This window comes from Pseudoxanthomonas sp. SL93, assembly GCF_026625825.1.
In the GTDB taxonomy this organism is placed as follows: Bacteria; Pseudomonadota; Gammaproteobacteria; order Xanthomonadales; family Xanthomonadaceae; genus Pseudoxanthomonas_A.
Genome location: NZ_CP113065.1, coordinates 991,230 through 1,008,995, shown reverse-complemented (window position 1 = coordinate 1,008,995; position 17,766 = coordinate 991,230). Strand labels below are relative to the sequence as shown.

Annotated in this window: 21 protein-coding genes and 1 tRNA gene; 5 read left to right on the top strand and 17 right to left on the bottom strand. The window is 64.5% G+C overall.

All coding sequences use genetic code 11. The features are described 5' to 3' along the window. Positions 1-14: 14 nt before the first annotated feature. From OVA13_RS04650 to OVA13_RS04605, 10 genes are all read right to left on the bottom strand, one after another. On the bottom strand, positions 15-800 hold the full coding sequence (locus tag OVA13_RS04650) for a DUF1295 domain-containing protein (RefSeq protein WP_267792637.1): 786 nt from the start codon (positions 798-800) through the stop codon (positions 15-17). After that, the gene (locus OVA13_RS04645; protein ID WP_267792636.1) at positions 797-1,354 is read right to left on the bottom strand and encodes a DUF2878 domain-containing protein; all 558 of its coding nucleotides are present in this window, start codon (positions 1,352-1,354) and stop codon (positions 797-799) included. Before OVA13_RS04645 ends, OVA13_RS04650 begins: the two co-directional genes overlap by 4 nt. Continuing rightward, the gene (locus OVA13_RS04640; protein ID WP_267793626.1) at positions 1,351-2,583 is read right to left on the bottom strand and encodes an SAM-dependent methyltransferase; all 1,233 of its coding nucleotides are present in this window, start codon (positions 2,581-2,583) and stop codon (positions 1,351-1,353) included. The genes OVA13_RS04645 and OVA13_RS04640 overlap by 4 nt, the downstream gene beginning before the upstream one ends. 53 nt (positions 2,584-2,636) lie before the next feature. Further along, positions 2,637-3,506 carry a DUF1365 domain-containing protein gene (locus OVA13_RS04635; protein ID WP_267792635.1) on the bottom strand — a complete coding sequence of 290 codons (870 nt, stop codon included), beginning with the start codon at positions 3,504-3,506 and terminating at the stop codon, positions 2,637-2,639. Continuing rightward, the gene (locus tag OVA13_RS04630) at positions 3,503-4,750 is read right to left on the bottom strand and encodes an NAD(P)/FAD-dependent oxidoreductase (RefSeq protein ID WP_267792634.1); all 1,248 of its coding nucleotides are present in this window, start codon (positions 4,748-4,750) and stop codon (positions 3,503-3,505) included. The genes OVA13_RS04635 and OVA13_RS04630 overlap by 4 nt, the downstream gene beginning before the upstream one ends. After that, positions 4,747-5,712 carry an acyl-CoA desaturase gene (locus tag OVA13_RS04625; protein WP_267792633.1) on the bottom strand — a complete coding sequence of 322 codons (966 nt, stop codon included), beginning with the start codon at positions 5,710-5,712 and terminating at the stop codon, positions 4,747-4,749. Before OVA13_RS04625 ends, OVA13_RS04630 begins: the two co-directional genes overlap by 4 nt. Positions 5,713-5,837: 125 nt before the next feature. Then, positions 5,838-6,656, bottom strand: a complete 819-nt coding sequence (locus tag OVA13_RS04620; protein WP_267792632.1) for an anti-sigma factor — start codon at positions 6,654-6,656, stop codon at positions 5,838-5,840. Beyond that, positions 6,653-7,225 carry a sigma-70 family RNA polymerase sigma factor gene (locus tag OVA13_RS04615; protein WP_267792631.1) on the bottom strand — a complete coding sequence of 191 codons (573 nt, stop codon included), beginning with the start codon at positions 7,223-7,225 and terminating at the stop codon, positions 6,653-6,655. The genes OVA13_RS04620 and OVA13_RS04615 overlap by 4 nt, the downstream gene beginning before the upstream one ends. Positions 7,226-7,301: 76 nt before the next feature. Beyond that, positions 7,302-7,676 (bottom strand): DUF4345 domain-containing protein, encoded by a 375-nt coding sequence (locus OVA13_RS04610; protein WP_267792630.1) that lies wholly within the window; start codon positions 7,674-7,676, stop codon positions 7,302-7,304. A 91-nt stretch (positions 7,677-7,767) separates the two neighbouring features. After that, positions 7,768-8,529, bottom strand: coding sequence for a hypothetical protein (locus OVA13_RS04605; RefSeq protein ID WP_267792629.1), 762 nt, complete (start codon positions 8,527-8,529; stop codon positions 7,768-7,770). A 175-nt stretch (positions 8,530-8,704) separates the two neighbouring features. Here OVA13_RS04605 and OVA13_RS04600 point away from each other — a divergent pair, with 175 nt between their 5' ends. Next, positions 8,705-9,121: a DUF4124 domain-containing protein gene (locus OVA13_RS04600; protein ID WP_267792628.1), complete on the top strand. Its 417-nt coding sequence runs from the start codon at positions 8,705-8,707 to the stop codon at positions 9,119-9,121. Positions 9,122-9,128: 7 nt separating this feature from the next. On the opposite strand, the gene azu is transcribed toward OVA13_RS04600, so the two are convergent. From azu to OVA13_RS18000, 4 genes are all read right to left on the bottom strand, one after another. Next, a complete protein-coding gene (gene azu / locus OVA13_RS04595) occupies positions 9,129-9,587 on the bottom strand; it encodes an azurin (RefSeq protein ID WP_267792627.1) in 459 nt (152 codons plus the stop codon). Positions 9,588-9,609: 22 nt separating this feature from the next. Further along, the gene (hemN, locus tag OVA13_RS04590; protein WP_267792626.1) at positions 9,610-11,016 is read right to left on the bottom strand and encodes an oxygen-independent coproporphyrinogen III oxidase; all 1,407 of its coding nucleotides are present in this window, start codon (positions 11,014-11,016) and stop codon (positions 9,610-9,612) included. A 467-nt stretch (positions 11,017-11,483) separates the two neighbouring features. Next, complete coding sequence (locus OVA13_RS04585; RefSeq protein WP_267792625.1) at positions 11,484-11,699, bottom strand: hypothetical protein; 216 nt, start codon at positions 11,697-11,699, stop codon at positions 11,484-11,486. Then, positions 11,677-11,853, bottom strand: a complete 177-nt coding sequence (locus tag OVA13_RS18000; protein WP_324288272.1) for a type II toxin-antitoxin system RelB family antitoxin — start codon at positions 11,851-11,853, stop codon at positions 11,677-11,679. The genes OVA13_RS04585 and OVA13_RS18000 overlap by 23 nt, the downstream gene beginning before the upstream one ends. A gap of 253 nt (positions 11,854-12,106) precedes the next feature. Between OVA13_RS18000 and OVA13_RS04580 the strand changes: the two genes are divergently transcribed. From OVA13_RS04580 to OVA13_RS04570, 3 genes are all read left to right on the top strand, one after another. Further along, positions 12,107-12,196, top strand: a tRNA-Ile gene (locus OVA13_RS04580). 35 nt (positions 12,197-12,231) lie between these two features. Further along, the gene (locus OVA13_RS04575; protein ID WP_267792624.1) at positions 12,232-12,792 is read left to right on the top strand and encodes a 3'-5' exonuclease family protein; all 561 of its coding nucleotides are present in this window, start codon (positions 12,232-12,234) and stop codon (positions 12,790-12,792) included. Positions 12,793-13,288: 496 nt separating this feature from the next. Then, positions 13,289-13,777 (top strand): 3'-5' exonuclease family protein, encoded by a 489-nt coding sequence (locus OVA13_RS04570; protein ID WP_267792623.1) that lies wholly within the window; start codon positions 13,289-13,291, stop codon positions 13,775-13,777. Between the two features lie 88 nt (positions 13,778-13,865). On the opposite strand, the gene OVA13_RS04565 is transcribed toward OVA13_RS04570, so the two are convergent. After that, positions 13,866-14,798 (bottom strand): DNA-binding protein, encoded by a 933-nt coding sequence (locus OVA13_RS04565; protein ID WP_267792622.1) that lies wholly within the window; start codon positions 14,796-14,798, stop codon positions 13,866-13,868. 104 nt (positions 14,799-14,902) lie between these two features. Here OVA13_RS04565 and OVA13_RS04560 point away from each other — a divergent pair, with 104 nt between their 5' ends. Next, the gene (locus OVA13_RS04560; protein WP_267792621.1) at positions 14,903-15,982 is read left to right on the top strand and encodes a site-specific integrase; all 1,080 of its coding nucleotides are present in this window, start codon (positions 14,903-14,905) and stop codon (positions 15,980-15,982) included. A 270-nt stretch (positions 15,983-16,252) separates the two neighbouring features. On the opposite strand, the gene OVA13_RS04555 is transcribed toward OVA13_RS04560, so the two are convergent. Together OVA13_RS04555 and OVA13_RS04550 are read right to left on the bottom strand one after the other, a co-directional pair. Next, positions 16,253-16,873: an SEC-C domain-containing protein gene (locus tag OVA13_RS04555; RefSeq protein WP_267792620.1), complete on the bottom strand. Its 621-nt coding sequence runs from the start codon at positions 16,871-16,873 to the stop codon at positions 16,253-16,255. Next, complete coding sequence (locus OVA13_RS04550) at positions 16,873-17,763, bottom strand: TIR domain-containing protein (protein WP_259303819.1); 891 nt, start codon at positions 17,761-17,763, stop codon at positions 16,873-16,875. Before OVA13_RS04550 ends, OVA13_RS04555 begins: the two co-directional genes overlap by 1 nt. Between the last annotated feature and the right edge of the window lie 3 nt (positions 17,764-17,766).

Genomic DNA, 17,766 nt, shown 5'->3' with positions numbered 1-17,766 from the left:
GGGCTCCAGGCGGGTCATTGCCCGCGGCGGGGCGGAAGCGGAAGGAAAGCGCTGGTGGTGCGCTGGTAGTCGGCATAGTCGGCGCCGCGTGAGCGCAACGCCTGGGCTTCGGTGTAGGGAATGCCGGTGAAGCGATACAGGAACAGCAGCATCACCACCGGCCCGCTCAGTGCCGCCGCCACCCATGTCGGACCCATGCCGACGGCGAGGAAGACATAGGCGAACCAGTGCAGCCACTCGAAAAAATAGTTGGGATGGCGGGAGTAGCGCCACAGACCGGTGCGGCAGGTCTTGCCACGGTTGGCGGGATCGTTGCGGAACCTCGCCAACTGGCGATCCGCCACGCTCTCGCCGCCGACCGAAACCAGCCAGATCGCGAGGGCGAGCGCCGTCCACGGCGTCCAGTGCGGAACCGGGTTGTGCGCCGCGATCCAGAACGGAAACGAAAAGATCAGCACGAAGCCCGCCTGCGCAAGGAAAAACAGCAGGAAGCGCGCCTGGCTGCCCTGCCAGTGCTCGCGCAGGAACCGGTAGCGCCCGTCTTCCTCTTCGGTGAAGACGCGATGGCCCACATGCCATGCCAGACGAAGCCCCCAGAGCCCTCCCAGCACCGCCACCAGCAGCCGCGGCAACGAAGCGCCTGGCAGCACGAAGGCGTAGAACACCGCGCTTGCCGCCATGCCGACCGACCACAGCACGTCGACGATGCCCGCGTTGCGATGCCGCCATTGCCAGTACCAACCCGCCAGCATCATCACGGTGGCGGCCGCGGCAACGGTCCAGAGTGGCCACAGGATCATTTCGCGGGTTCCTCTCGTACCAGGGGGGAGGCCGTCGTGCGCTGGCGCAGGTGACGCGCGGCCAGGCACAGCAGCGCAAAGGCCACGCCCCACGACAGGCCAAGCAGGGCAAAGGTAGAAGCAAACGGATCAGCGAAAGCCACCACGCTCCAGCCTCGCCCGGCCACATGGTAAGAGAGCGGGCCCAACAGCATCGCCAGCAGTACGGCGAGGCGGGGGCGCCAGGTCAGCCATGCCAGGCAATGGTTCAAGGCCAGGCCGACGCCGCCCCACAGCGAAATGATCCACAGCGGCGCCAACGACGTGGACGGACCGGGTGCCGCGTATGCCAGCAGGCCCGTCGCCGCCATCGTCGAATCCAGGGCGGTACCCACGGCCATGGCGATTGCCATCAACAGCGCGTCTCCGCGCGCGCGATGGCGGGGATGCAGTTGCCACGCCGCGAACAGCAGGAGCCACGCCGGACCGAGCCAGGCATGACCGTTCGCCGTGCCGATCACGGCGACGAACCAGTGCAGCTGGAACAGGACGAAGTTGGCCAGCCTGTCGATCATGCGCCCTGCCATTCGGGAACGAACTGGTCAGGTCGTGCGCCCGGCCGGGTCAGCCAGAGATGCACGTCGCCGATGGAGCGCTCGATGAAGCCGCCTTCGCAGTAGGCCAGGTAGAACTCCCACATGCGGATGAAGCGCTCGTCATAGCCCAGGGCGCGCACCTCCGGCAGGCGCGCCATGAAGCGCTGTCGCCATGCCCGCAACGTCAGCGCGTAGCTGGGGCCGATGTCCTCCAGGTTGAACAGGCGAAGGTCGCTGGCACGCGCGATGGCGCCGGTCATGGCGCCGACCGACGGGATGAAGCTGCCGGGGAAGATGTGGCGCTTGATGAAATCGACGGATTTCAGTGCCTGCGCATAGCGGTGGTCTTCGATGGTGATGGCCTGGATCAGCGCCATGCCGTCGTCCTTCAACAGCGACGCGACCTTGCCGAAGTAGGTGTCCAGGTACTGGTGGCCGATGGCCTCGATCATCTCGATGGACACCAGCCGGTCGTACCGGCCTTGCAGGTCGCGGTAGTCCTTCATCACCACGTCGACGCGATCCGCAAGGCCGGCCTCGGCGATGCGCTGGAGTGCCAGGTCATGCTGCTCGCGCGACAGGGTGGTCGTGGTGACACGGCAGCCATGGCGGCCGGCGGCGTGCAGCGCGAAACCGCCCCAGCCGGTGCCGATCTCGACCACGTGATGCTGCGGGCCCAGTCCCATCTTCCGGCAGATGCGTTCCAGCTTGCGTTCCGAGGCGGTTTCCAGGGATTCGCCGGCGTCGCGGAAGATCGCCGACGAATACATCAGGTTCGCGTCGAGGAACAGTGCGAACAGCGGGTTGCCCAGGTCGTAGTGCGCGGCGATATTGCGACGGCTGCCGCGACGCGTGTTGCGCGACAGCGCGTGCAGCCCTTTCATCAGCCACCCGCCGAGGCGTGCCGTGCCGGTTTCCATCGCATCCAGGCGATCGCGATTGCGCACCAGCAGGCGTACCAGCATCACAAGGTCATCACAGTCCCAGAGACCGTCCATGTAGGCTTCGCCTGCGCCGACGCTGCCATTGAGGGCCACCTGGCGGTAAAACGCGGGGTCGTGGATGCGCAGGTGCACGGTCAGCGGAACGCCGTCCACCTCGTCCGGCGTGCCGAGCACGGTGACGGCGCCCGCCTCCTCCAGGGTGATGCGGCCACGGACTTCCATCAGTGTCTCCAGCAGGCGACGGCGCAGGAGGCGATCGATCATGCCGACAGGTGCGGACGTGGCGGGGGAGGCGACGGAAACGGCGTCGTGATGGCTCATGGAGACGGGGTTCTCTTGTCGGGGTGGTCGTGCACGGGGTTGCCTCGCAGCCACAGGCGGAGTGCCTGCCAGTGGATGCCGATCACCACCTGCAGCGTCATCAGCGGGAAACGGAACAGGGCGTGTGCGAGTTGCCGGCCATCGCAGGGCCTGCGATGCAACACCAGCGTGGCATCGAATGCGCAGGCAGCCTCGGTGCCCGCGCCAGTATCCGGCTCCAGCACGCGCATGTGCACGCGCAGTGCATCGGCGGGCGCCGTGAAACGCCAGTGGTACTCGTGCGCCATCGCCATGAACGGCGACACGTGGAAGGCCTTGTCGAACGTCCAGTGCAGGGCGCCGCCCTGCCGAATGGCAGCCGACACGGGCAGCACGTAGCAGTGACGCTGCTTCCAGGGCGTATTGGTGATCTCGGCGACGATGGCCTGCAGCTGCCTGCCGTCGGCGGCGTAGCAGTAATAGAAGGACACCGGATTGAAGCTGTGGCCAAAATAGCGCAGGTGCGTCAGCAGGCGGATCGGACCCGTGGGGCGCTGGCCCGTGTGCTGCTGCACGCAATCGCGCACGGCGCGGTCGAGGGGAACGGCGGGGTCGCCCAGGAAATCGCTGCGGCGGAACTCCGCCAGGTTGCGGCGGCCCACCGACCAGAACCAGCGCCGCTGGAATACCGTGTCCAGTTCGGACAGGTCCACGTGCAGCATGAAGAGCTTCTGCCGGAATGCATGCGGCACCGGCGAATGACGGCGGTGCCGCACCCAGCCCACGTACAGCGCGCTCTGCCGGATCGCCGCCGGCGCAGGGGAGTGATCGGCGAACGCATCGCCCGCATCGAGTGCCACCGGCAGGATCCGCGGGAGCGCGCTCATCGCCACTCCACGCCCAGGCCACGTGCCACGTCCACCGCACTGCGCAGGCCGTCTTCGTGGAAACCGAATCCCCAGCCCGCGCCTGCATACCAGGTATGCGCCACACCCTGGATCTCATGGCGACGCGCCTGCGCGGCGACGCTGGCGGGCGTCTGGTGGGGATGGCGATAGTGCATCCGGCGCAGCACGCGGCGCGGATCGATGTCCGCCGTGCGGTTCAGGCTGACGATGAACTGCTCAGGCGCCTGCAGCGACTGCAGGGCATTCATCCAGTAGCTGACGCTGCACGCGGCCTCGGTGCGGTCGGGCACATGCGCATTCCATGCCGCCCAGGCGCGCCGGTTGCGGGGCAGGGCACGTGCGTCGGTGTGCAGGAGCGCTTCGTTGTCCTGGTAGGTGATCCCGCCCAGGATGTCGCGCTCGCGCTCGGTGGGGTTGACCAGCAGCGCCAGCGCATCATCGGCATGGCAGGCCAGCACGACTTCATCGAAGTCTTCATCGCCGGTGGGCGTGGTCAGGGTGACGCCCTGCGCATGGCGGCGGATCGCGGAGACCGGCGAAAGCAGGCGTTCCTGCACCTGCCATTGCCGCCGCAGCGCATCGACATAGCGCTGCGAGCCGCCGCGCACCACGCGCCACTCGGGCCGGTCGCTGACCTGCAGCATGTGATGGTTCGCCATGAAGCGCACCAGATGCTGCATGGGGAAGTCGAGGATGGTGCGCGAAGGCGACGACCACAGGGCCGAGGCCATCGGCACGATGTGGTCATCGCGGAAGATCGCGGAATAGCCATGGTGCGCCAGGTAGTTCCCCAGCGTCGGGCCTGGGGAGGGTTCATCCAGCACCGCCGGCGCCTCCCTGTAGAAACGCCTCAGGTCGCGCAGCATCCGCCAGAACGCCGGACTGACCAGATTGGCCGGCTGGCAGAAGAGGCCGGACAGCGTCCCTGCGTTGTATTCCAGCCCGTTGCGGTCGTCGCTGACCGAGAAACTCATCGTGGTCGGCTGCGAGGCCACCCGCAGCTGTTCGAACAGGCGCGTCAGCAGGGGGTAGTTCTGCGGGTTGAACACGATGAAGCCGCTGTCGACGGCATGGGTGGTGTCGCCCAGGGTGATCGCATGCGTATGCGTATGCCCGCCGATGTAATCCTGGCTTTCGAACAGCACCACCTCATGCTGGCGCGAGAGCAGCCACGCCGCACCCATGCCGGCGATGCCGCTGCCCACCACGGCGATGCGGCTCATGCGCGGCTCCGTCGCGGACGCGCCAGTCCGGCGGGCACCGGCTTGAGGTCACGCACCAGGCCGCACCAGGACATGACCTTCAGGATGTACCAGGTCATGTCGTATTCCCACCAGCGGAACCCCTGCCGCGCCGAGCCGGGGAAATGATGATGGTTGTTGTGCCAGCCTTCGCCGAAAGTGATCAGCGCCAGCCAGCCGTTGTTGCGACTGTCGTCGGCCGTATCGAAACGGCGGCTGCCGAAACGGTGCGCAAGCGAGTTGATCGTCACCGTCGCATGGAACAGCACCACCGTCGACACGAAGAACCCCCACACCAGCAGTTGTGGCCCGTCGGTCCCCAGGGACGGATAGGCCGTTTCCAGCCACGCACCCAGCTGGTACAGGCCGACCGCCAGCAGGACCGGCAGCAGGATGTCGAAGCGGTCCAGGAAGCGCAGCTCGGGGAAGCGCTTCAGGTCGGGAATGGAATCCCACTGCGTGCGGAAGCCTCGCGGGGTCAGGAACCAGCCCATGTGGCTCCACCAGAATCCCTTGTGCCGCGGCGAGTGCGGATCCTGCGGCGTGTCGGTATGGCGGTGGTGTTCGCGATGATGCGCGGCCCACCACAACGGACCGCGCTGCACGCAGGTCGCGCCGATGGCGGCGAACACGAACTGCACCACCCGCGAGGTGCGGAAGGCCTTGTGCGAGAAGTAGCGATGGTAGAAGCCGGTCAGCGCGAACATGCGCACCGCGTACAGGGCGACTGCAACGCCGATCGCGAACCAGGACCAACCCACCTGGAACACCGCCAGGCAGGCCAGGTGCAATGCGATGAAGGGCAATGCCCGCAGCCAGTCGATGCGGTCCGCGCGTGCTTCGTCAAGCGGCGCTTCCGCGGCGGTGTCGAACCAGCGCAGCACGGTACGCCACGCGCCGACGCGTGGCTGCGGTCCTGAAGGGTCGAGCGAAGGGCTCGGCACGGCGATGGAGCTCCATGGAAATTCACAGGCTCATACGCAGCAAGCCTGCATCCGGATGCAGGCGGCAACGATCCGTCGCCGTCGCCGCATGCCCCACCCGCGACGTGCGAGTCAGGCGGTATGGGTCAGGGCGGACTCATTGCCAGCAACTGGATGCCGCCCTTCGCGACGACCGGACCGGTGGCCACGCCACCCGGTGCGCCTCCCGGCGGTTCCAACGTCATCGCCAGGATGGCTTCGGTGCCCAGCAGTTCCACGAATTCTTCCGGGATCTTCGACGAGTGCGTGTGCTTCTCGTCGAACACGCCCAGCGAACGCGCCTTGCCATCCTGCGGGATCAGCCACAGCTCGGGCACCTTGCCGTCGTCCACGCCGGGTTGCAGCGGAGTGACGGTGATGCGCCGCGTGGCCGCGTCCAGCGTGGCCACGTAACCGGGCTTGCCATCGTCCTGCGTCAACGTGGACGCCATCTCGGTGGGGGCCGCAGGCGGCGTGGTGACCGGTGGGGTAGGGACCGGCTGTACGACGACCGGCGGCGGCACGGGAACGTCCGGCGTGCGCACCGCATTCAACAGGGCCAATCCACAGACCGCGGCGGTAGCGAAGCCGCCCACGCTGAGCCAACGCCAGAAACCCAGGCTCTCCCAGAAGCCGGCACCACGATTTTCCGTTGCCCGCGTGCTGCGCGGCGCGGGCTTGATGCCGAGTGCATCGACGATGCGAGCCCAGACGTAGTCGGGGACCGCCACCGGCGCGATCTGCTCCACCAACGGCATCAGCCTGGCTTCCCATTGCGCGACGTCCTGCGCGAAGGCGGGCTCCTGCGCGATGCGCTGCTCCACCTGGCGACGCTCGGCGGCATCCAGCACGCCCAGCACGTATTCGCCGGCCAGCACGGCATCGGCGGGCGGGTCCTGTTCAAACGGCAGCGTGGGCGTGTTCATGCTTCCAGGCACGCCTTGAGTTTGGCCAGGCTGCGGCGGATCCAGCTTTTCACCGTGCCCAGTGGGGTCTGGCTGCGCGTCGCCAGTTCTTCGTAGGTCACGCCTTCGAAGAAGGCCGTGCGCAGCAGGGCGCGACGCGGCGCCTCCAGTTCCTGCAGGCAATCCTCCAGGCGATGGCCTTCCAGCGCGGCTTCGGCGACGGCTTGCGCGTTGGGGGATTCGTCCGCCAGTTCATCGGTCAGGTCGATCGGCACCGACTGGCGCGCGTTCCTGCTGGCGCGCAGATGATCGATCGCCTTGTTGCGCGCCATCATCGCCAGCCAGGTGTTGCCGCTGGCGCGGGCAGGATCGAACTGACCCGCCTTGCGCCAGACGTTCGCAAACACTTCCTGCAACACGTCTTCCGCCTCGCTCCGCTGCGGCACCACGCGCAGGCACACGCCGAACAGCCGGGACGAAGTGGCGCGGTAAAGCTGCTCGAAGGCCGCAGTGTCGCCGCGCGCGGTGGCGAGCAGCAGTTGACCGGACTCGTCAGCAGCTGACAGAGGACGTTCGGATGTATCCAACATGCGGGCTTGACCTGCGCTGGCGCGGACGGGATGGGGCGGGCTGCATCCTACACGACCCGGTGTGACTGCCACGGTGTCATGGCGTGCGCAGGCGCCACAACAGCGCGGCCCCGGCCAGCAGGAAGACCCATTCCACCACCGCAAGCGCGAGTGTCGTGGGCTCCACCGGCCACCACTTGACCAGCGTGGCGCAGCGATAGACCACGATGGGCAGGTAGAACGCCAGCGCGACCACCAGTCCGTTGCGCGGTTGCTGGGTGTAGGCGAACCAGGCGAACAGGAATGCCATGCCCAGCTGCAGGCCACCGTAGATGACCAGGTACTCCGACTGCCCGGAGCGCGAGAGTTGCAGGAAACCGACCGCCGCCGCGGTCTTGGCCGGCGCGAACGTGCACCAGCCCGCCAGCAGCAGGTAGAGGATGGCATTGAGATACAGATAGGCGTTGACCATGGCAGGCACTCGTCCTTGTCGTAGGAAGGGGTAGGTTGATGCCCGCTGTCCCGTGACGGCACGGTGAAGCGGTAATGGCGGGCAGCGCGGATCACCGGCGCTGGCACCGGTTCACCAGCGGCTGCCGGCGGGCAGCGTCGATCTCACCCGGGGTGGCGGAGCGTCGTTGCGCCGGCGGGAACTCGATGCGCACGCTGGGATAGTCTCCCTGGTCGTCGCGGATGTTGCCGATGCCCTCGAAGCGCAGCAGGCGGCGACCGGCCTGCGCATACGTCACGGTGATGCCGGGGATCGCCGCGCCATACCACGCATCCAATGACAGGCGGAAACTGCGCGCGGCCGGGTCGCGTGAGTCGCGTGGCTGCAGCTTGAACGCCAACGTATCCAGCCGGCTGGGGAGCACGAAGGCAACCTGTCGCGTGTCGGCAGGGGTCAGCGTGTTCCACTGCTGGCGGATATAGGCATCGAAACCGGCATCGATGATCTGCTGGCTGCGCGAAGGCAATGGCTTGCGCTGTTCGCCGGCCTTTCCGTTGGCCTGCGTGTAGACCTCCCGTTGCCCACTCCGCGTGCGGACCCCTTCGCGGTAGCCGTCGCGTGCATCGACAAGCTCGAAGTCGGGGGCAGGGGTGCCATCGCTGACGACCTTGCGGGCAAAGGGCTCGCCGGTGGGGCAGCGATAGAGCACCAGTCGCTCGCCATCGGCCTGCAACCAGTGCGACTCGCGGTAGAGCAGCTGTCCGCCCTTCAACCGATAGGCCTGGCCCTCGTAGTGCTCCAGGGCCGCGGCCGCCGGGCTGTGCAACGCCGGCAGCCAGGTCAGCAGCAACAACAGGGAGCGATGGGGACGCATGCGGAGACCGTGGCAACGACGATGACCGGCAATACGTGGCGTCCGAATGTTTGGATGCAGTGAAGACGGCTGGGCATCCCTGGGAAGCGTCAAACCCCGACCCTCGTGCGGGTGGAACACCGATGGCCAGGCCGCACCCCAAAGGCCACGCTCTCGGCACCACAGGGAGGTGCGGATGAAGACGATCAGGCGTTGCCTGCTGCTGGCACTGGCCATGGGTTGCCCGACGGGCACGGCGCAGACGGTCTACAAATGCCACGATGCGCAGGGTAGATCGATCTACCAGGCGACGCCCTGCACGACGGGCACCACGCAAGCGTGGCGGCGCGAGATGGAGGCGTCGCCTACGATCGCTGCGGCACCCGCCGCGAGCGCCCGGCCAACGGCCACGCCAGCGCCGCGCCGCCCATCGCGCACGCCGCCAGGCAGGCGACAGGGGCCGCAGGGCGCCGTCATTTCCCTGCACCGTGACGCCGACGCCTGCGCCCGGACCAAGGCGCAGCGCGACCGCGCCCTCGCACACCGGGGCCTGAAGCGTACCTTCCTGGAGCTGCGCCGCTGGGACGAGCGGGTGCAGGAAGCTTGCCGCTGAGACGCGCCTACTTCACCACGATCAGCCTTCCCTTCATCAAGGCCGAGTGGCCGGGAAAACTGCAGAAGAAGGTGTAGTCATCGCCCGCCTTGAGCTTGCTGCCAGGAAAGCTGGCGCTTGTCTTCTGGCCGCCCCCGATCATCGTGGTGGCTGCCACCACGCGGGCATCGCCCTGCGGCAGATAGTGGGCGGCGGCGCCTGCCTTGAGCGCGGCGCTGCTCACGGCGGTGACGTCGCGGTTGTGGCTGATCACCACGTTATGTCCCATGGCGGTGACGGGAAGCCTGCCGGTATGCACCAGCTCTATCCTGATCGTCGGGCACGAGGCGGATACCGTCACGGCGGAGATGTCGTATTTCATCTGGTCGCTGGCCTTCAACGCGATGATGCAGTTGCCGGAGGCGTGCGCCGCGGAGGTGGCAGCCAGCAGCGCGAGGGCGGCAAGGAGGCGGGGCAGGGGATCCATCAGGAGACTCCGTAGGGAAATGTCAGACCGTGCGCGAAAAGCGCGACGCATCGGTGGCGGGCAGGGTGGGCAGGTAGCGGTCGAAGCACATGGCGATCACGCGCAACAGCAGCTGGCCGCGCGCGGTCGCGCGGAAACCGGCGGCGGTGAATTCGAGCAGGCCGTCTTCGGCCAGCGCCGGCAATCGCGCGAGCGCGTCGGCGAAATAGTCGGTGAAGGCGATGCCGTGCCGCCGGCCGATGCGCTGGTAATCCAGCCGGCCGTGGCACATCAGTTCCTGGATCACGTCGGCACGTACCACATCGTCCGCATCCAGCGACATGCCACGCCACACCGGCAGCCGACCGTCATCGATGGCGCTTTCCCAACTTGGAATATCGCGTGGATTCTGGCTGAAGCTGTCGGCGACATGGCTGATGGCGCTGACGCCGAAGCCCAACAGATCGGTGTCTGCCTGCGTGGTATAGCCCATGAAGTTGCGGTGCAGGTCGCCACGTGCCTGCGCGCGTGCAAGTTCGTCGTCGGGCAGCGCGAAATGGTCCATGCCGATGTACGCGTAGCCTGCCGCCACCAGTTTCTCCATCGCGCTTTGCAGCAGGATCAGCTTGTCCTCGGGACTGGGCAGGTCCTGGGGCCGGATGCGCTGCTGCGGCTTGAACAGTGCGGGCAGGTGCGCATAGCTGTAGACGGCGATGCGATCGGGCCGTGCCTGCAGCGTGATGTCGAGGGTGCGCCCGAAGCCTTCGCGGGTCTGCCTGGGCAGGCCATAGATCAGGTCCACGTTCACCGACCCGATGCCGTCGCGCCGGCAGGCGTCGATGATGGCCAGCGTTTCCTCCACGCCCTGCACGCGGTTGACGGCTTCCTGCACGGCCGGATCGAAGTCCTGCACGCCCAGGCTGGCACGATTGAACCCGGCCTGGGCCAGGACGGTGATGTCGCCGGGCTCCACGAAACGTGGATCCAGTTCAATCGAGCACTCCAGGACGTCGGGCGCTGCGAAGGTGAACTGGCTGCGCAGGTCGGCCACGCAATCCACGATCTGTGCGGCTGAAAGGAAGTTCGGCGTGCCACCGCCGAAATGCAGCTGCACGACCGGACGCCGGCTGTCCATCAGCGGCGCCATGCGGGCGAACTCGCGGTACAGGTAATCCATGTAGCGTTCGCCGTGGGTCTTGTCCCGGGTGATGACGCGGTTGCAGCCGCAGTAGAAACAAGGACTGCTGCAGAACGGGATGTGGACGTAGAGGGACAACGGGCGCGCCGGGTCGCCGCGGTTACTGGCCACCAGGTGCCGGCGCAACTGATCCTGTCCGAACGCGACGTCGAACTGTGGCGCTGTGGGATACGAGGTGTACCGCGGCCCGGGACGGTCATAGCGCCGCAGCAGGTCCGGGTCGAACAGCGGTGGGTTGACGTGTGTGGCCATGGCGTCAGGCTAGGAGCATCGACCCGGAACCGCATTGATTGGAATCAAGCCGGGCTACACCAACTTGGGCGTGCTGGCCCCATCTGGTTATTGACATAATAGACATTATGCGAAATACAGGATGGGGGACTGGGGCTGGTGGTGCTGACTGGTGCGCCTGTTCCTGAAACCGGGCTCACTAAAGCTGTGACAAATCTGGCTCCGCTACGCCTTTGTCACAAGTTCCGTGCGATCTCTGGATAGTCACGACTTCAGCGATCTGCAGGTGGGCAGCGCACTCGTGGATGATCCTGCTGTCTGCCGCCGTGAAATCACCCCGGCCACATCCAACACCCGCCGCGAAGCCTGCCGACAAACGCCCCGAAATCGATCGGGCGCCAACAAGCTGCCCCAATTCCGATCAAGCAGCCAACCAACCACCTCATTCTTGATCTCGCAAACCTAGATTTCTCAAGGCAACTGGCGCCTCAGGCCTCCAGCTTTGGGGATTGATGCTGACAATCAACAAGTTCCAGCAGCCGAAGCCCTAATTTCCAGAAATCCCTGCCCATAAGTTCCAGCAGCGCTGAAATCTGGACTTCAATTTCCAGCAACGCTGCTCTGTGGGACGACAAATTCCTGCAGCTCTGCATCTGATTCATCGATCCGGTGACCGCCTCGTCAACGATTCCGGCGATCGGCAATAGCCTGAATTGTTGCCTTGACCTGAGCCATGGCTTCCTCATGCGGAATTGAAGGCCGCGTGTCCTGCAGCGCACGCTGCACCTTGGCTCTGAACCAAGCGTCGTACTCGTCGTCTGGCAGGCCCTGAGCTTTCCCAGGTACGTCCGAACTCATAGATTTGTCCTCCGCCTCAGCTCACAATGACTTCACGGTTCGATCATGCATCTGCGTGTCAGACGGTTCAAGCGCTCCCAAATTCGGGGGCATGTGGTCTAACTAACATCATGTGCTGTTACTCGTAATGCCCCCAAATTTGGGAGCGATGGTCCGCAGAGCTATTGATTTGTCGTCCAGACTTGCTAGATTCGTATCAATGAACATCCTCTGCCGCGCGCTTCGAATACCTGGCTGATCGGTCGACCGATCAGTCCCTGTAGCTCAATGGTTAGAGCAGCGGTTTTATAACCCGTCAGCGCCAGATAAGCGGCTTATGCCGGTTCGAGTCCGGCCAGGGGCAACAACCCTAAATTTGAGGTTGCTCAAGGCGGCCTGATGACCTATCTGTTCCTGGACACTGAATGGGCGGATCCGACTGGTTCCGAGCTAGTGAGCTTAGCGCTCGTCACCGATGGCGGCATTCACAAGTTCTACGCTGAGCGCGACCCTTTGCCTGAGGTGGCCACCGACTTCGTGCGATCGGTTGTCTATCCCCTGCTCGAACGTGGCAGATGGCGTATGACCGATCAGGCAATGACGACCGGCCTGCGCGCCTTCTTGGGCGCCATCCCTGAGCCGATGGTAGTGGCCGACTATCCTAACGACTTGACCCTCTTACAGTACGTGATCGCTGGGTTCGACCTTTCAGACGATCAGGCAGCGGCATGTGGGCCGGTTCCCAATCCCGTCATGACGCGAATGCTGAAGGAAGGCGCCACGGGCATGTTGGTGGAAGACTATTTTGCGGGCCATCCTCTTGCCGCGGCTCGGCGCCACCACGCGCTAGTTGATGCGGAGGCACTGCGAATGGCGTGGCTGGTCGTCACAGGTAGGGTCACGCCGCCGCCCTGGGCTTTGACCGCACACAGGATGGGCCTGAGACCACAGAAGCCATGACTACGCTCCTGTTCCTGGACTTCGACGGGGTTCTGCATCCGTTGTGGGCTCCTGCGCCCTTCAATGACTGGCAGCTTGAGATGACCCTGGGTCCGACACCTTACCCAGGCCCGTTCTTCCTGCATGCATCTGCTCTGGCTACAACTCTCTCGCCCTATCTGGGTCACCTCGAGATCGTGGTCTCTTCCACTTGGGGAAAGGACCACACTTTGGACGAACTAAGGGGGTTGCTGCCCGCGCCTGTCGCTACTCGAGTCATAGATGCCGTGCATAATCATCTGCCGCCCACTACGAAGACCAGGTCGCGCTGGGAGGAGATCTCCTGGTATCTGCAGAACATCCGTTCCCATCAAGGAAGCCGCTGGCTAGCCCTTGACGACGATGACCCGGGTTGGCCGGCCGCTATGCGGTTGCAGCTCGTGCATTGCGAGCGAGACTTGGGAGATACCGGAATGCTTACAAGACTGGAGGCCGCTCTGGTCGAGCGGTGTGGGCCATGATCAGGCTGTTTCTTGACAGCGAATGGGCCAATGATGCGCTTCGTGAACTCGTCAGCTTGGCCCTAGTCAGTGAAGACGGCGAGCACGTCTTCTACGCTGAGCGCGACCCGCTACCTGGTGTGCCGTCCAGCTTCGTGCGCGAAAACGTTTACCCGCTCCTCGATCGTGGGCAGGCCGCGATGACAGACCATGCAATGACGCACGCGCTGCGGGTGTTCTTGGAGTCGTTGGGTGATTGCGAGATCTTCGCAGACGCGCCGCTCGATTTTTCAATGCTCCATCGGGTATGGAGTGGGTGCGACCGAAGCCCGCCGGCCGCCCCCTATCGAACTCGACTTGCTCGTGAAGGCACGCTGATGCAAAGGTTGGAGCGCTATTTCGAAGTCAACCCCATTGAGGCGGCTCGCCGGCATCATGCACTCGTGGACGCTGTCGCATTTCGCTCTGCCTGGCTAGATGAGCAAGCCAGGAAGTCAATGAGTTGAGGGCAAGTGAAGCATGGCCAAGGGGTCTGCTCCTGTTCGCTGGTCCAACGTTTCGGCCTCAATGTCGGTAATACACGTCTGGCTTGGCTCATGGGGTGCCGGAACCACCCCGTACTTTCGCCTTCGTCCGCTGAGCCTTCGACCCAGCGGAACTCCGCTTCCGGAAGGCTGCCTCTAGCGCAATTGGCAGGTTTCGAAGGCTCTCCATCTGAGCTTCCAAAGCATCGGCTCTTGCCCGTTGGCCGGCCAATTCCTGTTGAATGTCGGCGGTGGCCATGCGGGCCGTTTCGAGTTGATCGCGGTGTCGACGTTCAACCGATGCCCGCTCTTTGACTAGCGTAGAGAGCTTGGACGAAAGCTCTTTAGCTTCTTGGCGCGCACGATCGACCTCGGCATGGGCCCGTTCCTCTGCCGCGCGAAGGTGTTGAGTGAGGCTTTCACGCTCTGCGCGGGCCGAATCTTCAGCTCGCTGCAGATGAGCCTGCAACGCCTCACGCGCAACCTCAAGCTCTTTGCTGTGGGCCAGTGCCATGTCCCGCTGCTGCGCCAGCTCCCCGCTCTGACGCTGCAGCTGGTCAATCAGGCGTTGCTGCTCTGTGGCTTGGACCTGAGCGACCTGTAATGAGTGTCTTGCCGCATCCAGTTCGGCGCGCAGTGCACTGGTTTCATTGTCCAAGCGGGCACGCTCTTCGTTGAGGGCCTCCTGGTCCTGAAGTAGGGTGCTGCGTTCAATCGCCAAGGCCTGGGCACATTCGATGCGGGCCGCCGCCAGGGCCAGCTCCCACCACTCCCCTGCTAAAGCGGTCACCACCTCCGGCGCGTCAGGGACCGCCAGGCGAACCTGCTGCATGTGTAGACGGCGGCCGAGTCCCTGCCACCACGTGTCCAGGTGCCGCGTCACCGTGTTGGGTGAGCCGGTGCCCAGGTGTGCGCGGATGCGTTCGACGGTCGGGCGTTCCCCGGCCGCGACCAGTTCGTCGGCGGCAGTGTGGACGTCGGTTTCGGTTATGCCTCGTGCCATGGGAATGCCTCCTCTGTCGCCGCCCTGCCCCGTTGAATACGTACTTGCGATAAGTGATGATTATCGCTAGTAAGTGCCCTATTTCATAACGTACATTACATAGTATGAAGCGAAATAGCACATTGCCCGTCGCCCTAGCGACAGCCGCAAATCTGGTCCTGCCGGAACAGCTTGCCCAGCAGGCCGCCGATGCGGTGCGCGAACTGCTCGCCGAAGCGGCCGCGGCCAACACGACCCGCAGCTACGCCACTGCCCTGCGCTACTGGGCCGGCTGGCACCAAGCCCGCTACGGCATTGAGCTGGCCTTGCCGGCGAGCGAGGCTGTGGTGATCCAGTTCCTGGTCGACCACATCCAACGCAAGGCTAAGAGCGGCTTGGTCAGCGAGTTGCCGACGGCGATCGATCAGGCGCTGGTCTCCGCCGGACTCAAGGCCAAGGTCGGGCCACTGAAGCTATCGACGGTGGTCCAACGCGTCGCTGTGCTGTCTACGGCGCACAAGCTCAAGCGTCTGGCTAACCCCTGCGAGCTGCCGAGCGTCCGAACCCTGCTCAGCCGGGCGCGGCGCGCGGCGGTCAAACGCGGGGAGCGCCCGACCAAGAAGACCGCGATTACCCGTGCCGAGCTCGAGGCCATGCTAGCCACCTGCGATGACAGCCTGGAAGGCCGGCGTGACCGTGCCCTGCTCTGCTTCGGCTTCGCCAGCGGTGGGCGCCGGCGTAGTGAGATCGCCGCTGCCGACATGCGGGACCTGCGCAAAGTCGGCGAGGATGGCTACATCTATCGGCTGGAGTACTCCAAGACCCAGCAAGCAGGGGTGAAGGCAGATTCGACTCCGGACAAGCCGATCCTGGGGCGTAGCGCCGAAGCGCTCGCGGCGTGGCTTGAGGCCGCGGGGATCCATGAGGGGGCGATCTTCCGCCGTATCTGGAAGGAACGGGTCGGCCCTGCCCTGCTCCCGGGCTCCGTGGCTACGATCGTGAAACGGCGGGCCCGCCTGGCGGGGTTGGAGGGGGACTTTGGGGCGCATAGCCTAAGGTCGGGATTTGTCACCGAGGCCGGGAAGCAAGGCGTGCCGCTGCCGGCCGTGATGGCAATGACCGAGCACCGATCGGTGGCGAGTGTGATTGGGTATTTTCAAGCGGGTGCAGCCGAGGAAAATCCAGCGGCACGCTTGCTGAAGTAGTTTTGCTAACCGATGCGTGTCTTCCCATTTCTTATCGCCAGACTTGCGTCTGGCGATCGCATCAATTTTTGCCGTCACCGAGGCCACCACTTGCTCGTGCGGAATCAATGGTCGTGGATCACGGAGTGCGCGCAAAATCTTGGCTCTAAGCCACGCGTCGTACTCGTCCTGTGGCAGGCTGCTTTGATTGGTTTCGTCGTGGTCCATACCATCGCCCTCTCTTGAGAGCACGGTCGAGCAATAATCTGACAGCCGGTGTCAACCGCATACTCACGAGCCGAGAACGGAACTCCACCCGCGGCCGTGGCAGCGCTTGTATTTGTTGCCGCTCTCGCACAGACAGGCATCATGATCTCGCAGGCCCGAAGCGAGTGACACGCCAAGGAAGCCGCGTGCTTCCTGCAGCGGGAGTATTTCGTACGCGGGGACACTAACGTGTCCGTACTGGGATATGCGCTCGCCCTTGTTCATGACCTGCACAATCAGCTCCGACACGCGGATGAAGTGGCGAATCACCTGGTCGTCCCTGAGGGGGACCCGCACGTTATCCTTTGCTAGGCCCTGATAGCTCAGTCGTGGATCAGGCACGAACAGGATGTGCGTTTCATTCTGCGTTTTGGGAGTGATGTCGACTAACGCACCGGCCGGGCTTTTCCACACGGCGTGAAACTCGGCCTCTACCAGCACGTGCGGCCATTCCCACACCTGCCAACCACACAGCATCTGACCACCATCGCGTTCGAGCTTGGCTTGCACGTTGGGAAAGCATTCGTTGACGACGGCGCCCGCCTCGGGGTTCACGGGCAGGTAGATTCCGTTGCCTCCGGGCACCACCTTTTCGATCAGGCGCTTGATCGGCCGGGAAATCTCGCCAGGCGTGGTGGTGTGCATCAGCTCATCACCAAATTCCAGTCGATCTGATAACCCGCAGCATGTAACTCTTTGCCCAGCGCCAAGTGCCAACCGCCGGCCCCATCCATGTCGGTCCAGACAACGCCGGCGAAGTCACTGGGGATCGCCACCTGGCCTTTCCTCAGTGTGCATACGTTCTCTCGCCCTAGGCGGGCAATGAAGTAGCCCAGTTCCAGCAGCACGTTTTGACGGGCGCGGGGCTCCAAGGCGTCTGTGCCGTGCGCTCGACCCTCGTCATCGGGCGTGAGCAGCACGATCGCAAAGCCGACATCATCGTGGGCCTCGACCTTCTCGATGATGGTTCGCCCTCGGCTGGCCTGCTCGTGAAGGATGACCGGCACCAAGCCAAGCTTGGAGATGAAGCGAGCAGTTGTTTCGCGCGCCTCCCCATCGTGACCGTGGACGATGAAGATCTTGTTGGATTTTTCCTTGATCAAGGCTACTTTCACCGCGCCTCGCTTGCTGACATACGTCTTGTAGTCCCTCACGAAAGGAATGATCAGATCGCGCGTCATGGCCTGCAAGCCGGCCATGACGTGCGAACTGGAGTCGAAATACGTATGCGCAAAATCCAGTGCGTAGTCTGGCCGTGAGGTCACATCCTTTATCACCAACAGCATCATGCCAAGCTGCTTGATGGAATCCTCAGGCCAAACAAGCCGGTGGCTACCGACCATGCTGCCGCCGGTGGCATCGCTCTGGGCGAGAAATCGCGGGTAATCCAGCCCCTCGGTCAGGGTGCGATTAATGGTGCTGAGGTCTTCGTGGTTGAGCAGGCGACCCAACGTCCGCAACGGGCGTTCATAACTTTGGTAATTTGCGCCCTGAAGATCAAGAACGGCCGTCCTGATCTGGTCGAACAGGTCCACAGC

Bases quoted from the DNA above. Each gene is read 5' to 3' on its own strand.
- OVA13_RS04650 (WP_267792637.1), bottom strand. From the start codon at position 800: ATGATCCTGTGGCCACTCTGGACCGTTGCCGCGGCCGCCACCGTGATG.
- OVA13_RS04645 (WP_267792636.1), bottom strand. From the start codon at position 1,354: ATGATCGACAGGCTGGCCAACTTCGTCCTGTTCCAGCTGCACTGGTTC.
- OVA13_RS04640 (WP_267793626.1), bottom strand. From the start codon at position 2,583: ATGATCGATCGCCTCCTGCGCCGTCGCCTGCTGGAGACACTGATGGAA.
- OVA13_RS04635 (WP_267792635.1), bottom strand. From the start codon at position 3,506: ATGAGCGCGCTCCCGCGGATCCTGCCGGTGGCACTCGATGCGGGCGAT.
- OVA13_RS04630 (WP_267792634.1), bottom strand. From the start codon at position 4,750: ATGAGCCGCATCGCCGTGGTGGGCAGCGGCATCGCCGGCATGGGTGCG.
- OVA13_RS04620 (WP_267792632.1), bottom strand. From the start codon at position 6,656: ATGAACACGCCCACGCTGCCGTTTGAACAGGACCCGCCCGCCGATGCC.
- OVA13_RS04615 (WP_267792631.1), bottom strand. From the start codon at position 7,225: ATGTTGGATACATCCGAACGTCCTCTGTCAGCTGCTGACGAGTCCGGT.
- OVA13_RS04610 (WP_267792630.1), bottom strand. From the start codon at position 7,676: ATGGTCAACGCCTATCTGTATCTCAATGCCATCCTCTACCTGCTGCTG.
- OVA13_RS04605 (WP_267792629.1), bottom strand. From the start codon at position 8,529: ATGCGTCCCCATCGCTCCCTGTTGTTGCTGCTGACCTGGCTGCCGGCG.
- OVA13_RS04600 (WP_267792628.1), top strand. From the start codon at position 8,705: ATGAAGACGATCAGGCGTTGCCTGCTGCTGGCACTGGCCATGGGTTGC.
- azu (WP_267792627.1), bottom strand. From the start codon at position 9,587: ATGGATCCCCTGCCCCGCCTCCTTGCCGCCCTCGCGCTGCTGGCTGCC.
- hemN (WP_267792626.1), bottom strand. From the start codon at position 11,016: ATGGCCACACACGTCAACCCACCGCTGTTCGACCCGGACCTGCTGCGG.
- OVA13_RS18000 (WP_324288272.1), bottom strand. From the start codon at position 11,853: ATGAGTTCGGACGTACCTGGGAAAGCTCAGGGCCTGCCAGACGACGAG.
- OVA13_RS04575 (WP_267792624.1), top strand. From the start codon at position 12,232: ATGACCTATCTGTTCCTGGACACTGAATGGGCGGATCCGACTGGTTCC.
- OVA13_RS04570 (WP_267792623.1), top strand. From the start codon at position 13,289: ATGATCAGGCTGTTTCTTGACAGCGAATGGGCCAATGATGCGCTTCGT.
- OVA13_RS04565 (WP_267792622.1), bottom strand. From the start codon at position 14,798: ATGGCACGAGGCATAACCGAAACCGACGTCCACACTGCCGCCGACGAA.
- OVA13_RS04560 (WP_267792621.1), top strand. From the start codon at position 14,903: ATGAAGCGAAATAGCACATTGCCCGTCGCCCTAGCGACAGCCGCAAAT.
- OVA13_RS04555 (WP_267792620.1), bottom strand. From the start codon at position 16,873: ATGCACACCACCACGCCTGGCGAGATTTCCCGGCCGATCAAGCGCCTG.